The organism is Zoogloea sp. (assembly GCF_044344315.1).
Taxonomy (GTDB): Bacteria; Pseudomonadota; Gammaproteobacteria; order Burkholderiales; family Rhodocyclaceae; genus Zoogloea.
Genome location: NZ_JBIJDC010000001.1, coordinates 93,899 through 113,030, shown reverse-complemented (window position 1 = coordinate 113,030; position 19,132 = coordinate 93,899). Strand labels below are relative to the sequence as shown.

20 protein-coding genes are annotated in these 19,132 nt (G+C 66.7%); 6 read left to right on the top strand and 14 right to left on the bottom strand.

Features of this window, described 5'->3' with window-relative positions; translation table 11 throughout:
• Positions 1-7: 7 nt before the first annotated feature.
• The 9 genes from ccmE to ACIQ09_RS00510 all read right to left on the bottom strand — a co-directional run bounded on the left by ccmE (position 8) and on the right by ACIQ09_RS00510 (position 8,765).
• Positions 8-448 (bottom strand): cytochrome c maturation protein CcmE, encoded by a 441-nt coding sequence (gene ccmE / locus ACIQ09_RS00550; RefSeq protein WP_398304493.1) that lies wholly within the window; start codon positions 446-448, stop codon positions 8-10.
• Between the two features lie 3 nt (positions 449-451).
• On the bottom strand, positions 452-634 hold the full coding sequence (ccmD, locus tag ACIQ09_RS00545; RefSeq protein ID WP_398304490.1) for a heme exporter protein CcmD: 183 nt from the start codon (positions 632-634) through the stop codon (positions 452-454).
• A complete protein-coding gene (gene ccmC / locus ACIQ09_RS00540) occupies positions 631-1,380 on the bottom strand; it encodes a heme ABC transporter permease CcmC (protein ID WP_398304487.1) in 750 nt (249 codons plus the stop codon). The genes ccmD and ccmC overlap by 4 nt, the downstream gene beginning before the upstream one ends.
• A gap of 31 nt (positions 1,381-1,411) precedes the next feature.
• The gene (gene ccmB / locus ACIQ09_RS00535) at positions 1,412-2,077 is read right to left on the bottom strand and encodes a heme exporter protein CcmB (RefSeq protein ID WP_398304484.1); all 666 of its coding nucleotides are present in this window, start codon (positions 2,075-2,077) and stop codon (positions 1,412-1,414) included.
• 52 nt (positions 2,078-2,129) lie between these two features.
• The gene (gene ccmA / locus ACIQ09_RS00530; RefSeq protein WP_398304481.1) at positions 2,130-2,792 is read right to left on the bottom strand and encodes a cytochrome c biogenesis heme-transporting ATPase CcmA; all 663 of its coding nucleotides are present in this window, start codon (positions 2,790-2,792) and stop codon (positions 2,130-2,132) included.
• A 95-nt stretch (positions 2,793-2,887) separates the two neighbouring features.
• Positions 2,888-3,595: a hypothetical protein gene (locus ACIQ09_RS00525; RefSeq protein ID WP_398304478.1), complete on the bottom strand. Its 708-nt coding sequence runs from the start codon at positions 3,593-3,595 to the stop codon at positions 2,888-2,890.
• 84 nt (positions 3,596-3,679) lie between these two features.
• Positions 3,680-4,456: a class I SAM-dependent methyltransferase gene (locus ACIQ09_RS00520; RefSeq protein ID WP_398304535.1), complete on the bottom strand. Its 777-nt coding sequence runs from the start codon at positions 4,454-4,456 to the stop codon at positions 3,680-3,682.
• Positions 4,457-4,486: 30 nt separating this feature from the next.
• Positions 4,487-4,984 (bottom strand): DUF2059 domain-containing protein, encoded by a 498-nt coding sequence (locus ACIQ09_RS00515; RefSeq protein WP_398304475.1) that lies wholly within the window; start codon positions 4,982-4,984, stop codon positions 4,487-4,489.
• Between the two features lie 193 nt (positions 4,985-5,177).
• A complete protein-coding gene (locus ACIQ09_RS00510; protein ID WP_398304472.1) occupies positions 5,178-8,765 on the bottom strand; it encodes an indolepyruvate ferredoxin oxidoreductase family protein in 3,588 nt (1,195 codons plus the stop codon).
• 273 nt (positions 8,766-9,038) lie between these two features.
• On the opposite strand from ACIQ09_RS00510, the gene ACIQ09_RS00505 reads away from it, so the two are divergent.
• The 6 genes from ACIQ09_RS00505 to ACIQ09_RS00480 all read left to right on the top strand — a co-directional run bounded on the left by ACIQ09_RS00505 (position 9,039) and on the right by ACIQ09_RS00480 (position 14,587).
• Positions 9,039-9,776, top strand: a complete 738-nt coding sequence (locus ACIQ09_RS00505) for a phosphatase PAP2 family protein (protein WP_398304469.1) — start codon at positions 9,039-9,041, stop codon at positions 9,774-9,776.
• A 77-nt stretch (positions 9,777-9,853) separates the two neighbouring features.
• Positions 9,854-11,167 carry an NAD(P)/FAD-dependent oxidoreductase gene (locus ACIQ09_RS00500; protein ID WP_398304466.1) on the top strand — a complete coding sequence of 438 codons (1,314 nt, stop codon included), beginning with the start codon at positions 9,854-9,856 and terminating at the stop codon, positions 11,165-11,167.
• A 17-nt stretch (positions 11,168-11,184) separates the two neighbouring features.
• Positions 11,185-12,183: a hypothetical protein gene (locus ACIQ09_RS00495; protein WP_398304463.1), complete on the top strand. Its 999-nt coding sequence runs from the start codon at positions 11,185-11,187 to the stop codon at positions 12,181-12,183.
• 7 nt (positions 12,184-12,190) lie between these two features.
• The gene (locus tag ACIQ09_RS00490; protein WP_398304459.1) at positions 12,191-13,030 is read left to right on the top strand and encodes a MipA/OmpV family protein; all 840 of its coding nucleotides are present in this window, start codon (positions 12,191-12,193) and stop codon (positions 13,028-13,030) included.
• Complete coding sequence (locus tag ACIQ09_RS00485) at positions 13,023-13,811, top strand: lysophospholipid acyltransferase family protein (RefSeq protein ID WP_398304456.1); 789 nt, start codon at positions 13,023-13,025, stop codon at positions 13,809-13,811. The genes ACIQ09_RS00490 and ACIQ09_RS00485 overlap by 8 nt, the downstream gene beginning before the upstream one ends.
• Before the next feature lie 17 nt (positions 13,812-13,828).
• Entirely contained in the window at positions 13,829-14,587 is a 759-nt protein-coding gene (locus ACIQ09_RS00480; RefSeq protein ID WP_398304453.1) for a glycosyltransferase family 2 protein, read from the top strand.
• Between the two features lie 18 nt (positions 14,588-14,605).
• Here ACIQ09_RS00480 and ACIQ09_RS00475 read toward each other — a convergent pair whose 3' ends face one another.
• The 5 genes from ACIQ09_RS00475 to ACIQ09_RS00455 all read right to left on the bottom strand — a co-directional run bounded on the left by ACIQ09_RS00475 (position 14,606) and on the right by ACIQ09_RS00455 (position 19,123).
• Complete coding sequence (locus tag ACIQ09_RS00475) at positions 14,606-15,889, bottom strand: cation:proton antiporter (RefSeq protein ID WP_398304450.1); 1,284 nt, start codon at positions 15,887-15,889, stop codon at positions 14,606-14,608.
• Between the two features lie 90 nt (positions 15,890-15,979).
• On the bottom strand, positions 15,980-16,699 hold the full coding sequence (gene fabG, locus ACIQ09_RS00470) for a 3-oxoacyl-ACP reductase FabG (RefSeq protein ID WP_398304447.1): 720 nt from the start codon (positions 16,697-16,699) through the stop codon (positions 15,980-15,982).
• Positions 16,696-17,133, bottom strand: a complete 438-nt coding sequence (locus ACIQ09_RS00465) for a 3-hydroxylacyl-ACP dehydratase (protein WP_398304444.1) — start codon at positions 17,131-17,133, stop codon at positions 16,696-16,698. The genes fabG and ACIQ09_RS00465 overlap by 4 nt, the downstream gene beginning before the upstream one ends.
• Positions 17,127-17,933 (bottom strand): beta-ketoacyl synthase chain length factor, encoded by an 807-nt coding sequence (locus ACIQ09_RS00460; RefSeq protein WP_398304441.1) that lies wholly within the window; start codon positions 17,931-17,933, stop codon positions 17,127-17,129. Before ACIQ09_RS00460 ends, ACIQ09_RS00465 begins: the two co-directional genes overlap by 7 nt.
• Complete coding sequence (locus ACIQ09_RS00455) at positions 17,930-19,123, bottom strand: beta-ketoacyl-[acyl-carrier-protein] synthase family protein (protein ID WP_398304437.1); 1,194 nt, start codon at positions 19,121-19,123, stop codon at positions 17,930-17,932. The genes ACIQ09_RS00460 and ACIQ09_RS00455 overlap by 4 nt, the downstream gene beginning before the upstream one ends.
• Positions 19,124-19,132 lie beyond the last annotated feature (9 nt).

Sequence of the window (19,132 nt, the reverse complement as noted above, 5' to 3'; positions counted from 1 at the left end):
TCCGGGCTTACTGCTTGAGGGTACGGGTGGCTTGGTGGGCCTGGTCTACGGCGGCCTGGGCTTCCGGCGGCATGTAGTTTTCGTCGTGCTTGGCGAGCACCTCGGTCGCGGTGAATTTGCCGTCTGCACTCAGTACGCCCTGGGCCACCACACCCTTACCCTCGCTGAAGAGGTCGGGCAGGATGCCTTCGTAGGCCACCGGGATCTCCTTGGCGGTGTCGGTGACGATGAAGCGGGCAACGATGTCGCTGCGTTGCAGGCTGCCCTCCTTGACCAGCCCGCCGATGCGGAAGGCGCGCTCTTTGGGGGCTTCTCCGTTGGCCACCTGGGTGGGAGTGAAGAAGAACACCAGGTTGCTCTGGAAGGCGTTGAGGATGAGGGTGGCGGCGATGCCGAGGGTGGCAAGCCCGCCGACGATGATGGCGAGGCGTTTCTGACGTGGTTTCATGATTCAGTCCTGAGTGTCGCGGTCGGCAGCAAGTTCCCGGCGCAGGCTGCGTCGGGCGGCGGCAAGGCGCTGGCGTACCAGCACGCCTTCGATCAGGAGGGCTGCGGCGGTGACGCCGAAGCTGCCCCAGACGTAGAGGCCGTAGCCCCCCATGGCGAAGAACTCGCCTGCGCTGCCCCAGTTCATCGTTGCATCTCCGGTAGTTCGGCCACCCAGGTGGCGTGGCGTTCCCGTTCGAGAATGATGGCCCGCACCCGGTACAGGGCGATGGCGATGCTGTACATCCAGAAGGCCAGGGCCATGATGAGCATGCCCCACAGCATGGTGGTGGCCATGGACGGCGCCTTGGTGAGGGACACGGAGGCGCCCTGGTGCAGGGTGTTCCACCACTTCACCGAGAAATAGATGATGGGCACGTTCACCACGCCGACCAGGGCGATGATGGCCCCGGCCTTGTCGGCCCGGCGCGGGTCATCGATGGCGGCGGTGAGGGCGATGTAGCCGATGTACAGGAAGAACAGGATCAGCTCGGAGGTGAGGCGGGCGTCCCACACCCACCAGGCCCCCCACATGGGCTTGCCCCACAGGGCTCCGGTCCATAGGGACAGGAAGGCGAACAGGGCGCCGGTGGGCGCCAGTGCAGAGCTCATCATGCCCGACAGGCGGGTGTTGAAGGTGATGCCGATGGCCGCCCAGAAGGCCATCACGCAGTAGATGAACATGGACATCCACGAGGCCGGCACGTGGATGAAGATGATGCGGTAGCCCTCGCCCTGCTGGAAGTCGGTGGGGGCGACGAAGAAGCTGATCCACAGGCCGACGGCTGCCAGCACGCTGCCGATGGCTGCAAACCAGGGCCACATCTTCCCGGCGAGGGGGTAGAAGCTGGCCGGCGAGGCAAACTTGAACCAATTGACGAGACGCTGACTCATGGATGAATCCGGTTGATTGGATCGGGGCGCCCTACTCGAGGGCGATTCGCAGGGCTGCGGTGGCGGCCCAGGGAGCAAAGAACACGCCCAGCGCCAGCAGCGCGCCGAGCAGTGACAGGTGACCGCCGGCGCCCAGCCCGGCCACATCTGCCTCCACTGCGCCGGCACCGAAAATGAGCGCTGGAATATACAGGGGCAGCACCAGCAGGGACAGCAGCACGCCACCGCCGCGCACACCCAGGGTCAGGGCCGCGCCAATGGCGCCGACCAGGGACAGCACCGGGGTACCCAGCAACAGGCTGATCATCAGCACGCCCAGGGCCCGGGGCGAAAGGTCGAACTGCAGGCCCAGCACCGGTGCCAGCAGCACCAGGGGCAGGCCGGAGGTCAGCCAGTGGGCCAGCACCTTGCCACTCACCAGCAGGGCCAGCGGAGTGGGAGACAGGCTCATCTGCTCGAGAGTTCCGTCCTGGTGGTCGGCGGCGAACAGGCGGTTGAGGGACAGCATGGCGGCCAGCAGGGCGGCGACCCACAGCACGCCCGGGGCAATGCGCCGCAGCATGGCGGTTTCCGGCCCGATGCCCAGGGGAAACAGGCTGACCACGATCATGAAGAAGAACAGGGCCGTGAACACCTCGCTCTTGCGCCGGGCGGCGAGGAGCAGGTCACGACGGACGATGGCAATGAAGGCGCTCACTGGACACTCTCCGTGCTGCGCACTTCGGGGTGGTGCATGGGGCGGCTCGCGCTCATGCCGGCACCTCTTCCCTATCGGGGCGGGCCCGCGGTGTATTTGGGGTCGGGCCGAGCTTGAGGGTGTTGCCGGTGCCAGCGAGCTGCACGGCCTGGTGGCTGGTGAAGATCAGCAGCCCACCCCGCGACAGGTGCTCGTCGAGGATGCCGCACAGCTGGGATACGGCGGCCACGTCCAGGGCCACGAAGGGTTCGTCGAGAATCCACAGCCGCGCCTGGCTGCACAGCAGGCGGGCCAGGGCCACGCGGCGTTTCTGCCCCTGGGAGAGCACCCGGGTCGGCAGATCCTCGCGACCCTTCAGGCCGATGCGGCGCAGGGCGGCAAGGGCGGTGGCCTCGTCCAGCGGTCGGCCGGCCACGGCGGCGGCGGTCTGGATGTTTTCGAGGGCCGAGAGGTCTTCCTTGATGGCCGGGGCGTGGCCCAGATAGAGCAGGCGCGCATGGTATTCGTCGCGCACATCACGTACCGGCTGGCCGTCCCATTCGATGTGCCCGTCGGCGCTCGGCGCCAGACCGGCCAGCATGCGCAGCAGGCTGGTCTTGCCGGCTCCGTTGGCGCCTTCCACCTGCAGCCATTCGCCAGGGGCAAGGGAAAAGTCCACGGCGGAAAACAGGCGGCGGTCGCCGCGGTCACAGGCCAGGCCGTGGGCACGGAGCATCGGGAGGCAAACCGGGAAGTCGAAGGTCGGCGCATTCTGCCCGACCCACCCCGGTGGGTAAACCGCCTAGGTCAAGGAAAGGTGCCGGGGCTGCCTCAGTGGTGGGCGGTGCTGGCGTAGCCTTCGGGGAGAACGGAGGGCGGCGGCGGGGCGGGTGCTTCGGCCTGGGCCTCGCTGCGGGGGGCCTCGCCGGCACTGTCACCGATCTCCAGGACCTCCATCACCTGCCGCGCCAGGGCCCGGCAGGCGTTGCCCACGTTGGAGGGCAGGCCGTCGGGGATGGTCTTCTGGAGCAGCAGTTTGGAGGCTGACAGGCTGGCTACAGGGTGAAGCAGGCGGTCGCGGTGGGCGCCGAGCATCTGTGCCACGCTGCGGTCGGCGGCGTCCCGGGCCCAGGCGTTGGTGGGCCACTGGGAGGGCAGGGCGTAGGCGTGGGGGAAGGCTTCCAGGTCGTGGAGGACGGTGCGCAGGTCTTCGTGGGAGTCGCGGAAGGGCAGCAGCACGATGTCGGCGAGGCCGTTGAGGGTGCGGTCCACTTCGGCGCGGTTGCCACCGCCGTCGATGACGCCGATCCAGCCGTTCATGGTGCGCAGCTTGCTGACGACCTTATGCAGGGCCTCGGGGGTGCGGGCGTCGGCCGTGACGTAGCGCCGTCCGTCGGGGCTCAGGGGTTCGCGGGAGGTATCGGTCAGGATGCAGGCCGAGCGCTGACCAAGCAGGCCAAGGCCCTGGCAGAGCATGTGGGACAGGGTGGTCTTGCCGGTGCCGCCCTTGTTGCCGATGATGCAGATGATCCGGGACATGGTGGGAATCCTCTCGCTGAACGCCAGGCGCGATGGCGCCATTATTCGGGCATTAACGGCCGCAGGAGAGGTGGAATTGAGGGGCTATAGACCTGTAATTCCAGATTTCTGCTGATAAGCCGGCCCGGCGGGCCGGTAGCAGTACAGGCGGGTGTGACGCCGGTCGTCCACGTCGATGATGTGGTCCGGATCGATACCTTCGACGGGAAAGCTGTTGCTGACCAGCAGGGCGCCGGGGCGCAACTCGGCGCTGGCCTTGCGCCACACCTCGGCCATGGGCACCGGCGACAGGAAGGCGTAGACCAGGTCGTAGTCACTCCACGGAATGTCGAAAAAGTCGCCCCGGGCCACGGCAATGGTGGGCTCCCGGCGGGTCAGCAGCACCGACAGGGCGTAGGGTGCGGGTGCGGATTCGATGCCCTCCAGGCGGCAGTCCGGGCGCATTTGCGCCAGGGGGCGCAGCAGGGAGCCGGTGCCGCTACCCAGGTCGAGCAGGCGGGACGGGCGGTTGCGGGGGAGCTGTTCGGCGACGGCGGCGGCGGTGGCCCGGTTGGACAGGAACAGGGGAACCTGGGTGCGGAAGCTGCTCCAGAAGACCAGGGCGAAACCGATGAAGGCGGCGAGATACCAGCCGGGGGCGATGTTCAACTGCAGGGCTACCACCACCAGGGGCGCGAAGCCCAGGTGGATCCAGCGCCACCAGGGCGCGCTGCCGAGCGCGGTGGCCGTTGCCGTGGCGGCCAGTGCCTGGACCACGACCACCGGCCACAGACCACCCGGCAGCATGCCGCTGCGGGCCGCGGCGAGCGCGGTCGCGGTGCCGATGGCCTGGGCCAGCAGGGCCTTCAGGGCAGGAGGCAGCTTCATTCCGTCAGGCCCGGAGCCATGGGCTTACTTGGCCGCCTTGGCGTCCTGGACGGTTTGCGCCATGGACGCCTTGAGCTTCTCCACCAGGGGGCCGATGCGCTGCTGGGTGATGGCGGCCGACTTCTGGGTGACCTGGGGCATCTTCTCCAGCAGGGCGACGCCGGCCGGGCTGCGGTAGAAGGCCAGCAGGCCGTCCACTTCCTCCTGGGTGAATGTTTCGGCGTAGAGCTTCAGGTAGGCGCCCTTGAGGTCAGCCCAGTTGATCTCCTTGCGGATGATCACGCCCGCGTCGGCAGAGAATTTCTCGATGACCTTCTGGCCCTGGGGGGTAAGGGTCCGGCCCTGCAGGCTCTGGTTGATGGAGTTGCGCACGGCTTGCTCCAGGCCTTGCTGGGCGGCGCCGACCGAGCGTTCCATCCGGGTGGCCACCAGAAGCTGGGAGATGGACTCGTTGCTGGGCGGAGCGGCGAAGGCAGAGGTGCCGAGGAGCAGGGTGGTGAGCAGCAGGGACAGGTATTTCATGGAGGGGCTTTCGTGACCGGGAGTGGCAATGATGTGCCCCGATGATGAAGCCATTTCGGGGCGCTGCAAAGCCCGGAATCAGGCTCCCGGCGCGGGGCTCAGGTTAGATTGCGTCTCGGGCGTGACGGAATGGACGAATGCCGCCGCCCTGCCCGGGATTTTGCAGGCGGGGACGGCGGGTGTTGACGGTCGTTCAGGCAGCCTGGCTGGTTGCCCCAGCCTTGCCTGACCAGCGGGCGAGCAGGGCCTTGCGGTGTTGCGCCACGCTGCGCATCGCCGCGGCCTTGACGTGCCCATAGCCCCGGATGCCTTCCGGCAGGCTGGCGATTTCTACCGCCAGGGGAAGGCGGGCGGCGTCGAGCGTGCCAAGGAGGAGGGCGATGTCCTGCTCGTACTCGACGATCAGGGCGCGCTCGGCTTTGCGTTCCGGGTGATAGCCGAAAACATCGAAGGGCGTGCCGCGCAGGCGCCGCAGCCTGGCCAGCCAGCTGAAGGCGGTGAGCATCCAGGGGCCGAAGGCGAGCTTGCGGATGCGCCCGGAGGCCGGGTCGGGCCGGGCCAGGAAGGTCGGGGCGAGGTGGAAGCGCAGGCGGAAGTCGCCCTCGAACTGGCTGTCCACCGCCTCGCGGAAGCTCGGATCGCTGAACAGGCGGGCCACTTCGTACTCGTCCTTGTAGGTCAACAGCTTGAAGTAATGGCGCAGTACCGCTTCGGTGAGGCGCTCGCTGCCCAGCGGGGCTTCGGCCGCACGGACGCGGGCCACCAGGTCGGTGTAGCGACGGGCGTAGGCGGCGTCCTGGTAGGTGGTGAGCACGGCCGCCCGGCGGGCGATGCGGTCGTCCAGGGTTTCGGGGCGTATGGGGATCACCGGCGCCGGTTTCACCTCCCGTTCGACGGTGCTCAGGTCCACGGCGGCCCGGCGGCCCCACAGGAAGGCCTGGCGGTTCATGTCCACCGCCGCGCCGTTGAGTTCGATGGCCTTGTCCAGGCTGGCGGCGCTGACCGGCACCCAGCCCTTCTGCCAGGCGTAGCCGAGCAGGAACAGGTTGGTGGCGATGGCGTCGCCGAGCAGGCGGGTGGCCAGGAACTGGGCATCCAGGAATACACAGCCATCGGTGCCCACTGCCTCCACGATGGCGGCCTGCATCTTCTCCAGGGGGAACTGCCAGTCCGGGTTGCGGGTGAACTCGGACGTGGGTGTTTCGGCGCAATTGACCACGCCGCGGGTGCGCCCGACGGCCATCTTGGCCAGGGCGTCGACGCTGGCGGTGACCACCACGTCACCGCCGATCACCGCGTTGGCTTCGCCGGCGGCGATGCGCACGGCGTGGAGATCTTCCGGCCGGTCGGCGATGCGGATGTGGCTGAACACGGAGCCGCCCTTCTGGGCCAGGCCGGTCATGTCGAGCACGGTGACGCCCTTGCCGTCCAGGTGGGCGGCCATGCCGATCAGGGCGCCGATGGTGACCACCCCGGTGCCACCCACGCCGGTGACGAGAATGCCCCAGGGCTCGCGGGTGGCCGGCAGGGTGGGCTCGGGCAGGGGGGCGAAGCGCTGCTCGCCCGACTGCAGGGCGCGCCCCTTACGCACCCGGCCGCCTTCGATGGTGACGAAACTCGGGCAGAAGCCGTTCATGCACGAGTAGTCCTTGTTGCAGGCCGACTGGTCGATCTGGCGTTTGCGCCCGAACTCGGTTTCCACCGGCAGGATGGCCATGCAGTTGGATTCCCGGCCGCAGTCACCGCAGCCCTCGCACACCGCCTCGTTGATGAAGACGCGGGTCTGCGGGTCGGGGAAGGTGCCGCGCTTCCTGCGTCGGCGCTTCTCGGCGGCACAGGTCTGGTCGAAGACCAGGGCCGACACGCCGGGCACGGTGCGCAGTTCGCGCTGGATCACGTCCAGCTCGTCGCGCTGGCGGATCGGGATGCCGTGGGGAATGTCGGCCACATGCCAGGCCCGGTCGGTGCCGTCGGTGACCAGCACGATGGTGTGCACCCCTTCGCCTTGCAACTGGCGCAGCAGCTTTGGCACCGTCAGGTCGCCGTCCACCGGCTGGCCGCCGGTCATGGCCACGGCGTCGTTGAAGAGGATCTTGTAGGTGATGCCGCTGGTCGCCGGCCCGCTGCCACCGGGGCGATTGAAGGCTGCTACCGCCTGGCGGATGGCCAGCAGGCCCGAGTGGAAATAGGTGCCGTCGCCCAGGTTGGCAAAGATGTGGGGCTCGTCGATGAAGGGCGCCTGGCCAACCCAGGGCACGCCTTCACCGCCCATGTGGGTGAAGGTGCCGGTCTTGCGGTCGGGCATAAAGGTGGCCATGTAGTGGCAACCGATGCCGGCCATGGCGCGGCTGCCTTCGGGCACCACCGTGGAGGTGTTGTGGGGGCAGCCGGGGCAGAAGGTGGGCACCCGGTCGATGGCGAAGACGCGGCGGCCGAGGGTGGCCTCCTTGGCCTGCAGGAAGGCCAGGCGGGCCTCGATGCGATCGGAGGTGAAGAAGCGCCCGATGCGGGCAGCGATGACCCGGGCGATCATGGCCGGGGTCAGCTCCCCGGCGGCGGGGAGCAGCCATTCGCCGTGGTCTACGGTGGTACGGCCGTCCGCGCCCAGGGTAGTGAGCAGCGACCATTCCCCCTTCTCGTCGAACTTGCCGACAACGCGGGGGCGCACGTCCTCGCGCCAGTTGTAGAGCTCTTCCTTGAGCTGGTATTCGAGGAGCTGGCGCTTCTCCTCGATCACCAGGATCTCGTCCAGCCCTTCGGCGAAGTGGCGCACCCCTTCCGCCTCCAGGGGCCACACCATGCCCACCTTGTAGAGGCGGATGCCGATCTCGGCGGCGAGTGCTTCGTCAATGCCCAGGTCGTCGAAGGCCTGGCGCACGTCCAGGTAGCTCTTGCCGCTGGTGATGATGCCCAGCCGGGGCTGGGGCGAGTCGATGACGATGCGGTTGAGGCCGTTGGCCCGACAGTAGGCCAGGGCGGCGTAGAGCTTGGCGTGGAGCAGGCGCTTCTCCTGCACCAGCGGCGGGTCGGGCCAGCGGATGTTGAGCCCGTCAGGGGGCAGGGCGAAGTCGTCGGGGATCTTCGTGGTGACGCGCAGCGGATCCACGTCCACCGAGGCCGAGGTTTCCACCGTGTCGGCCAGGGCCTTGAAGGCCACCCAGCAGCCGGAATAGCGCGACAGGGCCCAGCCATGCACGCCGAAGTCGAGATAGTCCTGCACACCGGCGGGGGCCAGCACCGGCATCATCATCGACTTGAAGAAGTGGTCGGTCTGGTGGGGCAGGGTGGAGGACTTGGCGGCGTGGTCGTCGCCGGCGATCACCAGCACTCCGCCGTATTGCGAGCTGCCGGCGGCGTTGGCGTGGCGGAACACGTCGCCACAGCGGTCCACGCCCGGCCCCTTGCCGTACCACATGCCGAACACGCCCTGGACGCGGGCCTTGGCGGACAGGGAAACCTGCTGGCTGCCCCACACGGCGGTGGCCGCCATGTCTTCGTTGATGCCCGGCTGGAAGACGATGTCGTGGCTGGCTAAGTGGGCCTTGGCCTTCCACAGGGTCTGGTCGAGCCCGCCCAGGGGCGAGCCCCGGTAGCCCGAGACGAAGCCGGCGGTGTTGAGCCCGGCGGCCCGGTCGCGATCACGCTGGATCATCAGCAGGCGCACCAGCGCCTGGTAACCGGTCAGATAAACGCGCCCGGCGGTGGTGGTGTACTTGTCGTCGAGAAGCGTGCTGCCCGGGGTGGGCACGGAAAGCGCGCGGACGGGGTCCTGCTCGGCCATGGTGGGTTTCCTCGCAAAAATCGTGTTTTTGATCCGTTCGCGGGGCGGGCCTTGTGGGCCCGGTCGCGGAGGTGTTGCAAGGCGAGTCTGGCTGCAGGGATGCAGCAATTCAATGCTTGGATACCCTTATTGTCAGTTGGGTTCCGGCAAGCTTGCTGCATCTCAATCGGCATATATTCTTTTCTGTGGGCGTGATCGCGTAATATGCAGCGTTGGGAGTCCCGGATTTCCGCCGCGGTCACCGGTTTGCCGACATCGCCTGGAGCTTGCCCCTTGGAACCACGCCCGCTGCCGCTCATTGAACCGCAGTCCCTTGAAGTGTATGGATCGCCTGGCAGGTCGTCGTCCACCCTCTCCCGGATCGGCGGGCGGCTGCGGCACTGGTGGTGGTTCAAGGCGATGGGTACCAGTCTTTTCATGTATGTTTTTTTCCTGGCCTATCTGGCGCTTCTCCACCACCCACTGAGGCCGGTGTTCGAGATGCCTTTGACCTGGGTTGATCGGCAGGTGGGTTTTCAGCCCTGGGCGCTGGTGGTTTATGCGTCACTCTGGATCTATGTGTCGCTCCCGGCGGCGCTTGCCCCTGGCCTGAAGCGCCTGTTCAGCCTTGGCTGGCACATGGGCTGCCTGTGCGGGGCGGGGCTGCTCTGCTATGTCTTCTGGCCCACTGTCGTGCCGCCTGCCGCGGTGGATTGGGGGCTTTATCCAGGTTATGCCTTGCTCAAGGGTATTGACCCCGGGGGTAACGCCTGCCCGTCCCTGCATGTGGCTGCGGCCCTCTATTCGGCCCTCTGGCTGAGGCGCGAGTTACGTGAGCTGCAGTGCAGCCGGGTCTGGCATTGGGCCAACTGGCTGTGGAGTGGCTTGATCGTCTTTTCGACGCTCGCAACAAAGCAGCATGTCTTGTTGGATGTAGTTGCCGGTAGTGTGCTTGCCGCGGTGGCGGCGGCCTTCTCCCCCGGTCTGCGGCGCTTGCGCAGCGGTGGCGGGAGGGGCTGGATTACGGTATAACCGCGCCGCCGTCCTGGCGCTGGATGCGAGGAAACGAAATGTTGGAGCCTGCACTTGAGGGAGACCCCCTGATTGCAATGAGTACGTGCGACGTGCTGGTGATTGGTGGTGGTCCGGCGGGCAGCACGGTTGCCCCGCTGCTGGCTCGAAAAGGCTACAGGGTGGTCTTGCTCGAGAAGGCCCACCACCCGCGTTTCCACATCGGCGAATCCCTTCTGCCCGCCAATATGCCGCTGCTTGAGGCCCTGGGTGTGGCCGACGAGGTCACGGCGATTGGCATGGAAAAGTGGGGGGCGGAGTTTGTCTCTCCATGGCATGAGCACGGCCAGGAATTTCGCTTTGCAGACGCTATCGACAAGTCATTGCCCATGGCTTACCAGGTCAAGCGAGCCGATTTCGACCATATCCTGATCCGCAATGCGGCCCGGGAAGGTGTCGAGGTCATCGAAGGCTGCAAGGTGGGGGCGGTGGATTTTCAGTCGGACAACCAGGGTGCCGTGGTTCACGCTACCGACGACGACGGACGGGAGCGTCGCTGGCACGCTCGCTTCGTGGTTGACGCCTCGGGTCGCGACACCTTCCTGGCCAACCGTTTCCAGATCAAACATCGCAATCCGCGCCACAATAGTTCTGCCATGTACGCCCACTTTGCCGGCGCCCGCCGCCATGAGGGGCAGGCGGAAGGCAACATCACCATTTTCTGGTTTGATCATGGCTGGTTCTGGTTCATCCCCCTTTCTGACGGGCTGACCAGCGTGGGTGCGACGGTGTGGCCGTATTACATGAAGACCCGTGCCGGACGGAGCCTGACGCAGTTCCTGCTCGACACCATCGCCAGCTGCCCGCCCCTCGCGGAACGCCTCAAGGATGCGCGGATGGTGACTGACGCGGAGGCGACAGGTAACTTCTCCTACGTGTCGGAGCGCAATCACGGTCCCAACTACCTGATGCTCGGCGATGCCTTTGCCTTCATCGATCCGGTGTTCTCGTCCGGGGTGATGCTGGCCATGAACAGTGGCTTCGCCGGGGCCAAGGCGATCGACACCTGTCTGTCCCGTCCGGCTGAGGCTGCCGCGGCGCTGGCAGAGTTCGATCGGGTAGTGCGGCATGGGCCGGAGGTGTTCTCGTGGTTCATCTACCGCATCACCAATCCCACCATGCGTGACATGTTCATGGCGCCGCGCAACATCTTCCGGGTTCAGGAGGCGCTGCTCTCGGTACTTGCCGGCGATATCTACGGCAGTACCCCGATCTGGCGACCGTTGCGCATCTTCAAGGTCATCTACTACCTGTCCTTCCTGGGCAATCTGCGCCAGTCCCTCCGCGGCTGGCGTAACCGCCGGATCAACATCCGGCCGGTGGATGAAGCCGGCCTGGGGGCCGGTCAGTGACGGGCATGCATCATGGCTTGCACCGCTTCCTTTCCGGCGCCAGGCTTGCAGAGGGGCTGCTTGATCCGGCCCTTCTAGGCCTGTCCTGGATAGGGCTGGCGGAGCCGACGCATGTCCCGCAGGGCCTGCCGTGCCAACAGCTGCATGCTCCCTGCCTGCTCGGTGAGCCCGTCGAGGCCTGGTTTGGCGCCAGACCGGCACAGGCTGGCACCCGCCACGGTGTGCGTTACCGGCACGATGGCGAATTGCTGTTCGGCGTCATTGAGGTCGTCGAGGACGGCGCTGCGCTGGGAGGCAGTAGCGGCCCGGTGCTGCAACGTGCCGGCCAGCAGGCCTATGAATCCGTGTTCAAGCTCCTCGCCGAGGAGGGATATCCCCACCTGTGGCGCATCTGGAACTATCTCCCCCATATCAATCAGGAAACCGACGGCCTCGAGCGCTACCGGCAGTTCAACATCGGGCGCCATCGGGCCTTCGAAGCGGCAGGGCGCCTGGTGATGGACAGCATTCCGGCGGCCAGTGCCCTGGGGGTGCAGGGTGGGCCGCTCAGCGTGGCCTTCCTGGCCGGGCGAACACCCACCCGGTCCATCGAGAATCCGCGCCAGCTCAGTGCCTTTCGCTATCCGGCGGATTATGGTCCGTGCAGCCCCACATTCTCCCGGGCTGCGCTCGGGCAGCACGCCGATGCAGAGTGGCTCTTTGTGTCGGGGACAGCCAGCATCGTCGGCCACCAAAGCATGCACCCCGGCGATCCGGTGGCCCAGACGCGGGAGCTCGTGGCCAACCTGGACGCCGTGCTGGCGGAGGCCAGCCGCTGCAGTGCCGGCCCGGCCTACCGCCTCTCCGAGCTCAGCGCACGGGTGTACGTGCGTCACCCGGCCCATCTTGCCCCTGTGCAGGCCGAACTCGCCGAGGTCCTTGGTACATCGGCACAGCAGGTCTATCTCCTGGCCGATGTGTGTCGTGCCGAGTTGCTGGTCGAAGTGGAGGCCCAGGCCTGCCACCTACTGAGTTGAGTTCTCCATGAGATTGCTTTCATATGCCTGCATTGTGCTGGGGTGTGCGGCACTGCTGACCAGTGCTACCTCGGTCGCGGCCGACAGGCCGCTCTGGGAGGCCGGTGCCGGCCTGGGCGTGCTGCACCTGCCGGCCTGGCGCGGTGCGGCGGAGTCCCACGAGCTTGTCCTGCCGGTGCCCTACTTCATCTATCACGGGCGTTACCTGCGCGCTGACCGGCAGGGCGTGCGCGGTGTGCTCTTTGATAGTGACCGTGTGGATCTGGGCGTCAGTCTTGGCGCGTCGCCGCCGGTGGGCAGGGACAGCAGCGGTGTGCGGAACGGGATGGCCGATCTGGATGCCACTGTCGAAATCGGTCCGCAGCTGGATCTCACCCTCTGGCGCAGCCCGGACCGGGCGCATCAGCTCAAGCTCATTATCCCGGTGCGCAGTGCGTTTAGCCTGAGCAGCACGCCCCGCCACGCAGGCTGGGTGTTTTCGCCGGCCTTCAATCTGGATATGGTCGATCCGCCCGGCCTGCCCGGCTGGCGCCTGGGTTTGCGTAGCGGCCCCATTTTTGCGTCGAGTCGTCAGCACGCCTATTACTATCAGGTGAGCCCCTCCGAGGCCAGGCCGGATCGCCCGGCCTACTCGGCCAGCGGCGGCTACAGCGGCACCCAGGTGCTGGCCTCGTTATCGCGGCGCTATCCACAACACTGGGTGGGGGCTTTCGTCCGGTATGACATGCTGCAGCACGCGGCCTTCGACGATAGCCCGCTGGTGGCCCGCGATCATTACCTGGCTGCAGGTGTGGCCGTGGCGTGGATTTTCGGCGAGTCGAGCGAACGGGTGAGTGTTGATGACTAGCCCGCTGGCCCGGTGTGGCAAGCTGCTATGGACGGCCTATGAGTATGTCGCCATGGTGCTGGGCCTGGGGGCGCTGGCGCTGATCTGCCTGGTGTGGCTGCCGTTTGCACTGGTTTTCAGCGTGTTGCCGCGTCGCATTGGGAGCGTTGTCGGCCGGTTGGCCATCATGATCGGCTTCCGCCTGTATCTGCATTTCCTGAGCGTGTTCTGTGCCTGCAGCTTCGACCTGAAGGCCCTGGACACCCTGCGCCGCCAGCCGTCCCTGGTCGTCGTGGCCAATCATCCGTCGCTCCTTGACGTTGTGCTGATTGCGTCTCGTCTGCCGAACGCGGTGTGCATCATGAAGGCTGCGCTCATGGAAAATGTCCTCCTCGGAGCGGCAGCCCGTCTGGCCCGTTACATCCACAATGACAAGCCGGTGCGAATGGTCCGGCGGGCGACCCGCGAGCTCCGGGCGGGGGCCCACCTGGTGATATTTCCCGAGGGGTCACGCACGTCGAACTTTCCCTTTGACGGTTGCACCAACGCGGCAAGCCTCATTGCACGGCATGCGCAGACCCCCGTTCAGACCCTGTTCATCGATTTCAGCTCGCCCTATCTGGGCAAGGCCTGGCCGCTGTTCCGCAAACCGGAGCTGCCCTTGCGTTTCAGCGTCCGGCTGGGGCGGCGTTTCGACGCCCCAACGCGGGTGCTGGCCTTTACCGCCGAGCTGGGCGACTACTACCGCACGGCCCTGGCCCAGCCACCGGCTGCCGGCGCGGTGCCACCCCGCGCTACCTAGGAAAGCACTGCATCGTGATGCTCCCCTCATCATCCCACCTGGTCATGATTCCCAGCTACAACCCCGGCTCCAAGGTCGACGCGACCGTTCGGGAGGCGCGTGCCCAATGGAATCCGGTGTGGGTGGTAATCGACGGCAGCACCGACGGAAGCACCGAGCGCCTGCGGGCCATGGCCACGACCGACCCCGGTCTGCGCATCATCGAGTTGCCGCAGAACCGGGGCAAGGGGGCGGCGGTTCTGGAAGGGCTGACGGCTGCAGCGGCGGCCGGTTTCACCCACGTGCTGACGATGGATTCCGATGGCCAGCATCCGGCGCACTGCATTCCCGATTTCATGCAGGCCTCGGCCCGCGATCCGGCGTGCATGGTGCTGGGCAAGCCGGTGTTTGATTCTGAGGCGCCTCAGTTGCGGGTGAAGGGGCGGGAGATCTCCAATTGGTGGGCCAATCTGGAAACCCTGTGGATGGGTATTGGTGATTCCCTGTTCGGCTTCCGGGTCTATCCCATTGCACCGCTGGAGCAGATCATGCGCAGCCAACGCTGGATGCGCCGCTTCGACTTCGATCCCGAGGCGGTGGTGCGCCTTGCCTGGGCGGGGGTGCGACCGATCAATCTACCCGCCCCGGTGCGCTATTTCCGTACTGACGAGGGCGGCGTGTCCCACTTCCGCTATTTTCGTGACAACCGCCTGCTCACCTGGATGCATACCCGGCTGTTCATCGGCTTCCTGCTGCGCTTGCCGGGCCTCGTTGTACGTCGTCTGAGCGGGCGGTGAGCGGTCCGCCAGGCTTTGTCAGCGGGCAGCCCCCATGCGTGGCAGCCAGTGGCGCAGCCCCGGCGTGGTGACCACCGTGCTGATGATGGCCATCAGTACCAGCATCGTGAACATGTCCTGGGAGATCACGCCCAGGTCGTAGCCGACATTGATCACGATCAGCTCCATCAAGGCACGGGTGTTCATCATGATGCCCAGGACGCTGGAGGCTGCGTGATCGAGGCCACAGCTGCGCGCCGCCACATAGGTGCCGCCAAACTTGCCCAGGGTGGCGAGGGCGATGGTCAACAGGCACCAGCCCCACAGAGCAAGGCTGTCCAGCCCGCCGATATTGGTGCGCAAACCCGTGTAGGTGAAAAAAATTGGCAGGAAGAACACGGTGACGAAGTGGCCGATGCGCTCCTTCCAGGCCTCCACGAGCTCAGGCTCATCGTGCACCAGCACGCCCATCACAAAGCCCCCGAAGATGGCAAAGATACCCAGCTTGTAGGTGACCATCGCGCACAGGAATATGGCGGCCAGCAGCAGCCCCATGAGGTGGGGTGAGAGGTGACCGTGATGGCGGGTGCGCCGTATCGCCCACTTGACGAGGGGACGGACGATGAACCAGGCCGCCAGCATGAACACGGCGACCAGCACGACCTTCAGCGTGAAGTCGGCTGGGTCGAAATGGGACAGGGTCAGCGTGGTCACCAGGGCCAGCAGCAGCCATCCCACCACGTCATTGACGGCGGCGGCGCTGATGGCGATCACGCCGATGGGGCGGCGGGTGAGCCCGAACTCGATCATGATCCGCCCGAGAATGGGGAGGGCGGTGATGGAAAAGGCGGTGGCGATGAACAGCCCGGATGCTACCCGGTTGGCCTGGGGCGACAGCTCCGGCGCCGCCAGCCAGCCGAAACCCAGGCCGAGGATGAAGGGGGCCACCAGCCCGGCCAGGGCGACACGGCGTACCGTCTTGCGATGCTGGCGTTCCGACAGGTGGGAAAAGTCGAATTCGATGCCGATCTGGAACATCAGCAGGATCAGGCCCACCTGGGAGAGAACCTGCATGGGCTCCGGTGGTGCGGAGCGGAACACATGGTCGAACACGCCGGGAAACAGCAGCCCGAACAATGAGGGCCCCAGCAGAATCCCGATGATGATCTCGCCAACGGCCGATGACTGCCCGACGCGGCGGGCGAGAATGCTCCCGATGCGCCCCGCCAGCACGATCACGGTGAGCTGCAGGAGGGTGAAGAAAAGGACGGCCTCCGCCTTGTGGAGCGACACCTGACCTGCCAGTTGGGGGGCGGCGCTCATTCAGGCCGCCCGTGCTCGCCCGACCTGCCTGGCTTGGCAAGCCCAGGGCGTGCCGCGTTTCGCTGCGGGTCGCTGGAGATGCGCTCCATCTCAGACCATTCCGCCATTGACCGAGATGATCTGCCCGGTGATGTAGGTGGCCTGTTCGGAGACCAGAAAGGCGACGAGGTCTGCGACTTCTTCGGGTTTTCCGGCTCGTTTCATTGGCACAAGGCGCTCGATGGCGGCCTGATCGAAGCTGCCTTCTATCATCCCGGTGGCGATGATCCCGGGTGCCACCGCATTGACGGTGATGCCCCGGCTGGCCAGCTCGAGGGCGAGGGATTTGGTGGCGGCGTGGAGCGCGCCCTTGGCTGCAGCGTAGTTGACCTGCCCCCGGTTGCCGACCAGGCCCGCCACCGAGGTGATGGTGACAATGCGGCCCCAGCGACCACGGATCATCGGCATCGTGAGGGGCTGGGTGATGTTGTAGAAACCGTTGAGGTTGACATCCATCACCTGCTGCCATTTTTCCGGGCTCATGCCGGGAAAGACGGCATCCGCATGGAGGCCGGCATTGTTCACCAGGATGGCGACGGGGCCCGCTTCCAGCATGGCGTTCACGGCGGCAGTGGTGGCGGCGGCATCGGTGAGGTCAAAGCACAGCACCTCGGCCGAGCCTCCCGCCGCCTGGATGTCCGCCAGCACGGCGGCGGCGCGCTCCGGGTTGCGATTGGCGTGGATCAGCACATGGTGCCCGTCTGCACCCAGACGCCGGGCGATGGCCGCCCCGATACCACCGCTGGCGCCCGTGACAAGGGCGCGTCTCATGGCAGGGCTCCGGCGTCGAGGATCACCGCCGCGCGGCCGTCCAGCACGGGCGTGTCGCCACTGGAGAGGGTGAAGCGGTAAAGCACCTGGGTGGCATCGCCAGACAGGCGTTCTGCGGCGATCTGCAGGTCGGCGGGCAGATCGTCCAGAAAAGGGACGTGAAATTGCACCTGTCGCACACTGGCCAGGTAGCCCTGGCGTGGAGGGGCATTGCCGGCAGCCAGCAGGCCGCCGTGTACGGCCATGGCCTGAGCGGCGTACTCAATCCCTGCGGCGACACCCAGGCGCCCTGCATGACGCAGCGGGTTGTCGGCATGCCGGTGGCTGACGGCGGTGCAATGGATGCTGGCAGGATTCCATTCGATGACCGTGTCGAGGAGGCTCATGGTGCCCTGATGCGGGATGCGGGCGGCAATGGCGTGGCGGTCTAGCATGGGCTCAGTGTGACGTGGAGGCTCAGGGGGGCAAGGTATTCCAGGTCGAGCTCGCCGCCGCGGGCGGAGGCCAGGGCCTCAAGCAGGGGCAGGCCACGGAGGGCCGGGATGGCCGTGCGCAGAGCCTCCAGGGAGGGGGAGCCCAGCCTTGTTGCGGGCCCGTCGCCAAGGCGGATATCCAGACGCGCCATGCTGCGGGGGGTAGCCTCGGGCCTGAGCGCCAGGCTGATGCCGGCAGCATCGGGAATAGGGCGCAGGCTGGCGAGGGGTTCCGGATATTCCGCGTCGTAGGCAATCAGCACGCAGGGCGCTGCGGTGGCGTGGATCTGCACCAGGGCTTCGATCAGGCCGGCCGCAAAGCTGGCATCGTAGGCGCACAGGGACTGGCTGGCGGCCATGGCCCCCGTGGCGATGCTCCAGTAGCCCGCCGGGGTGTTGTGCAGGGAGTTGTGAAAGCGCGTCGGAGAGACCCGTTGATCACTGGACGCCAGGGTTTCGCAAAGCGCGTGGCAGTTGTGGCCGTCCGCGGTTGATGCCGCAAAGACCGCCGCCACCCCGGATGGCTCCATGCCGGCCTGCTCCAGCGCCGCCAGGCCGCTGGCCAGGGCCACACGTACCACCCGGCTGGCACGGCGGCGTTCGTTGGGCGGCAGCACCATGGGTGCCGGCAGCACGCTCGGCGCCGGTACATGTGCTTCCAGGCCGGCCAGCACCGCTGCGCCATGGGTCCAGTCGGGCAAACCGGGGGCAATCAGGCCTATGCCTTCAATCCAGGCACTCAGGGACATTTCGGGGTTCATCCGGCCCTCCCGATGATCACGCTGCAGTTGCTGCCTCCGAAGCCAAAAGAATTGCTCATGACGCGGCGCAGGGGGGCGCTGCGCGAGGCAAGCACATAGTCGATGGGGACGGTCGGGTCCAGGTTCAGGGTGTGTACGCTGCCCGGCAGCAAGCCATCGGCCAGGGCCATGGCGCTGATGCTGATCTCCAGCGCCCCTGCGGCACCAAGGGTGTGCCCGGTGATTCCCTTTGTGGAACTGGCCGCGACTCGCGTGCCGAACAGGCTCGCAACGGCATACCCTTCGGCGGAGTCATTGTTAAGCGTGGCGGTGCCGTGGAGGTTGATGTAATCGATGTCGGCGGGGCTCAGGCCGGCCTGGGCCAACGCGCCTTCCATGGCCAGCTGCGCACCGAGGCCTTCCGGATGGGGCGAGGACATATGGTAGGCGTCACTGGATTCGCCACAGCCCAGAAGCAGCACCGCGTCCGCATCCAGGCTGCCGGTAGCGCGCTCCAGCAGGCCGAAGGCCGCGGCCTCCCCGATGGAGATACCGGACCGTGCAGCGTCGTAGGGGCGACAAGGTTCGGGCGAGGTGAGTTCGAGGGAGGCAAAGCCATGCAGGGTGGTGAAGCACAGGCTGTCGACCCCCCCCACCAGCGCGGCATCGATCAGGCCCGCATGGATCAGTCTGGCGGCGGCGGCATAGGCCTTGGCCGAGGAGGAGCAGGCCGTGGACACCACGTAGGCGGGACCTTCAATGCCCAGCCAGGTGCGCACAAAATCGGCCAGGGAATAGGTGCTGTGGCTCCCCGGGTAGTTCAGGCCGGCTGGCAGCGGGCCGCCTTCGGGAGCCCGCTGGCGATAGGCAAGCTCGGTGCTGAGGATGCCTGAGGTGCTGGTGCCCAGGACAACGCCCACGCGCCGCACGCCATGGTGGGCAATGCGGCTGCGGACGGCGTCCTCGAAACCGTCGGCAGCGAGGCCGCGCCGGGCGAGCCGGTTGTTGCGGCAGTCGAAGCCGCGCATGGGATCGGGCAGCGCTGTGTCGTCGAGCCCTGGGACCTCGCCGATCCAGGTGTCGGTGCCCAGCCCTTCAATGCGGTGGGGGCGCAGACCACTGGTGCCGTTGCGGAGCGCCGCGCGCAGAGGTGCCAGGCCATCGCCTGCACAGCAGCTTACGGTGTGGTGGGCAAGGTGGAGTGGTATCACGGTGCAGTC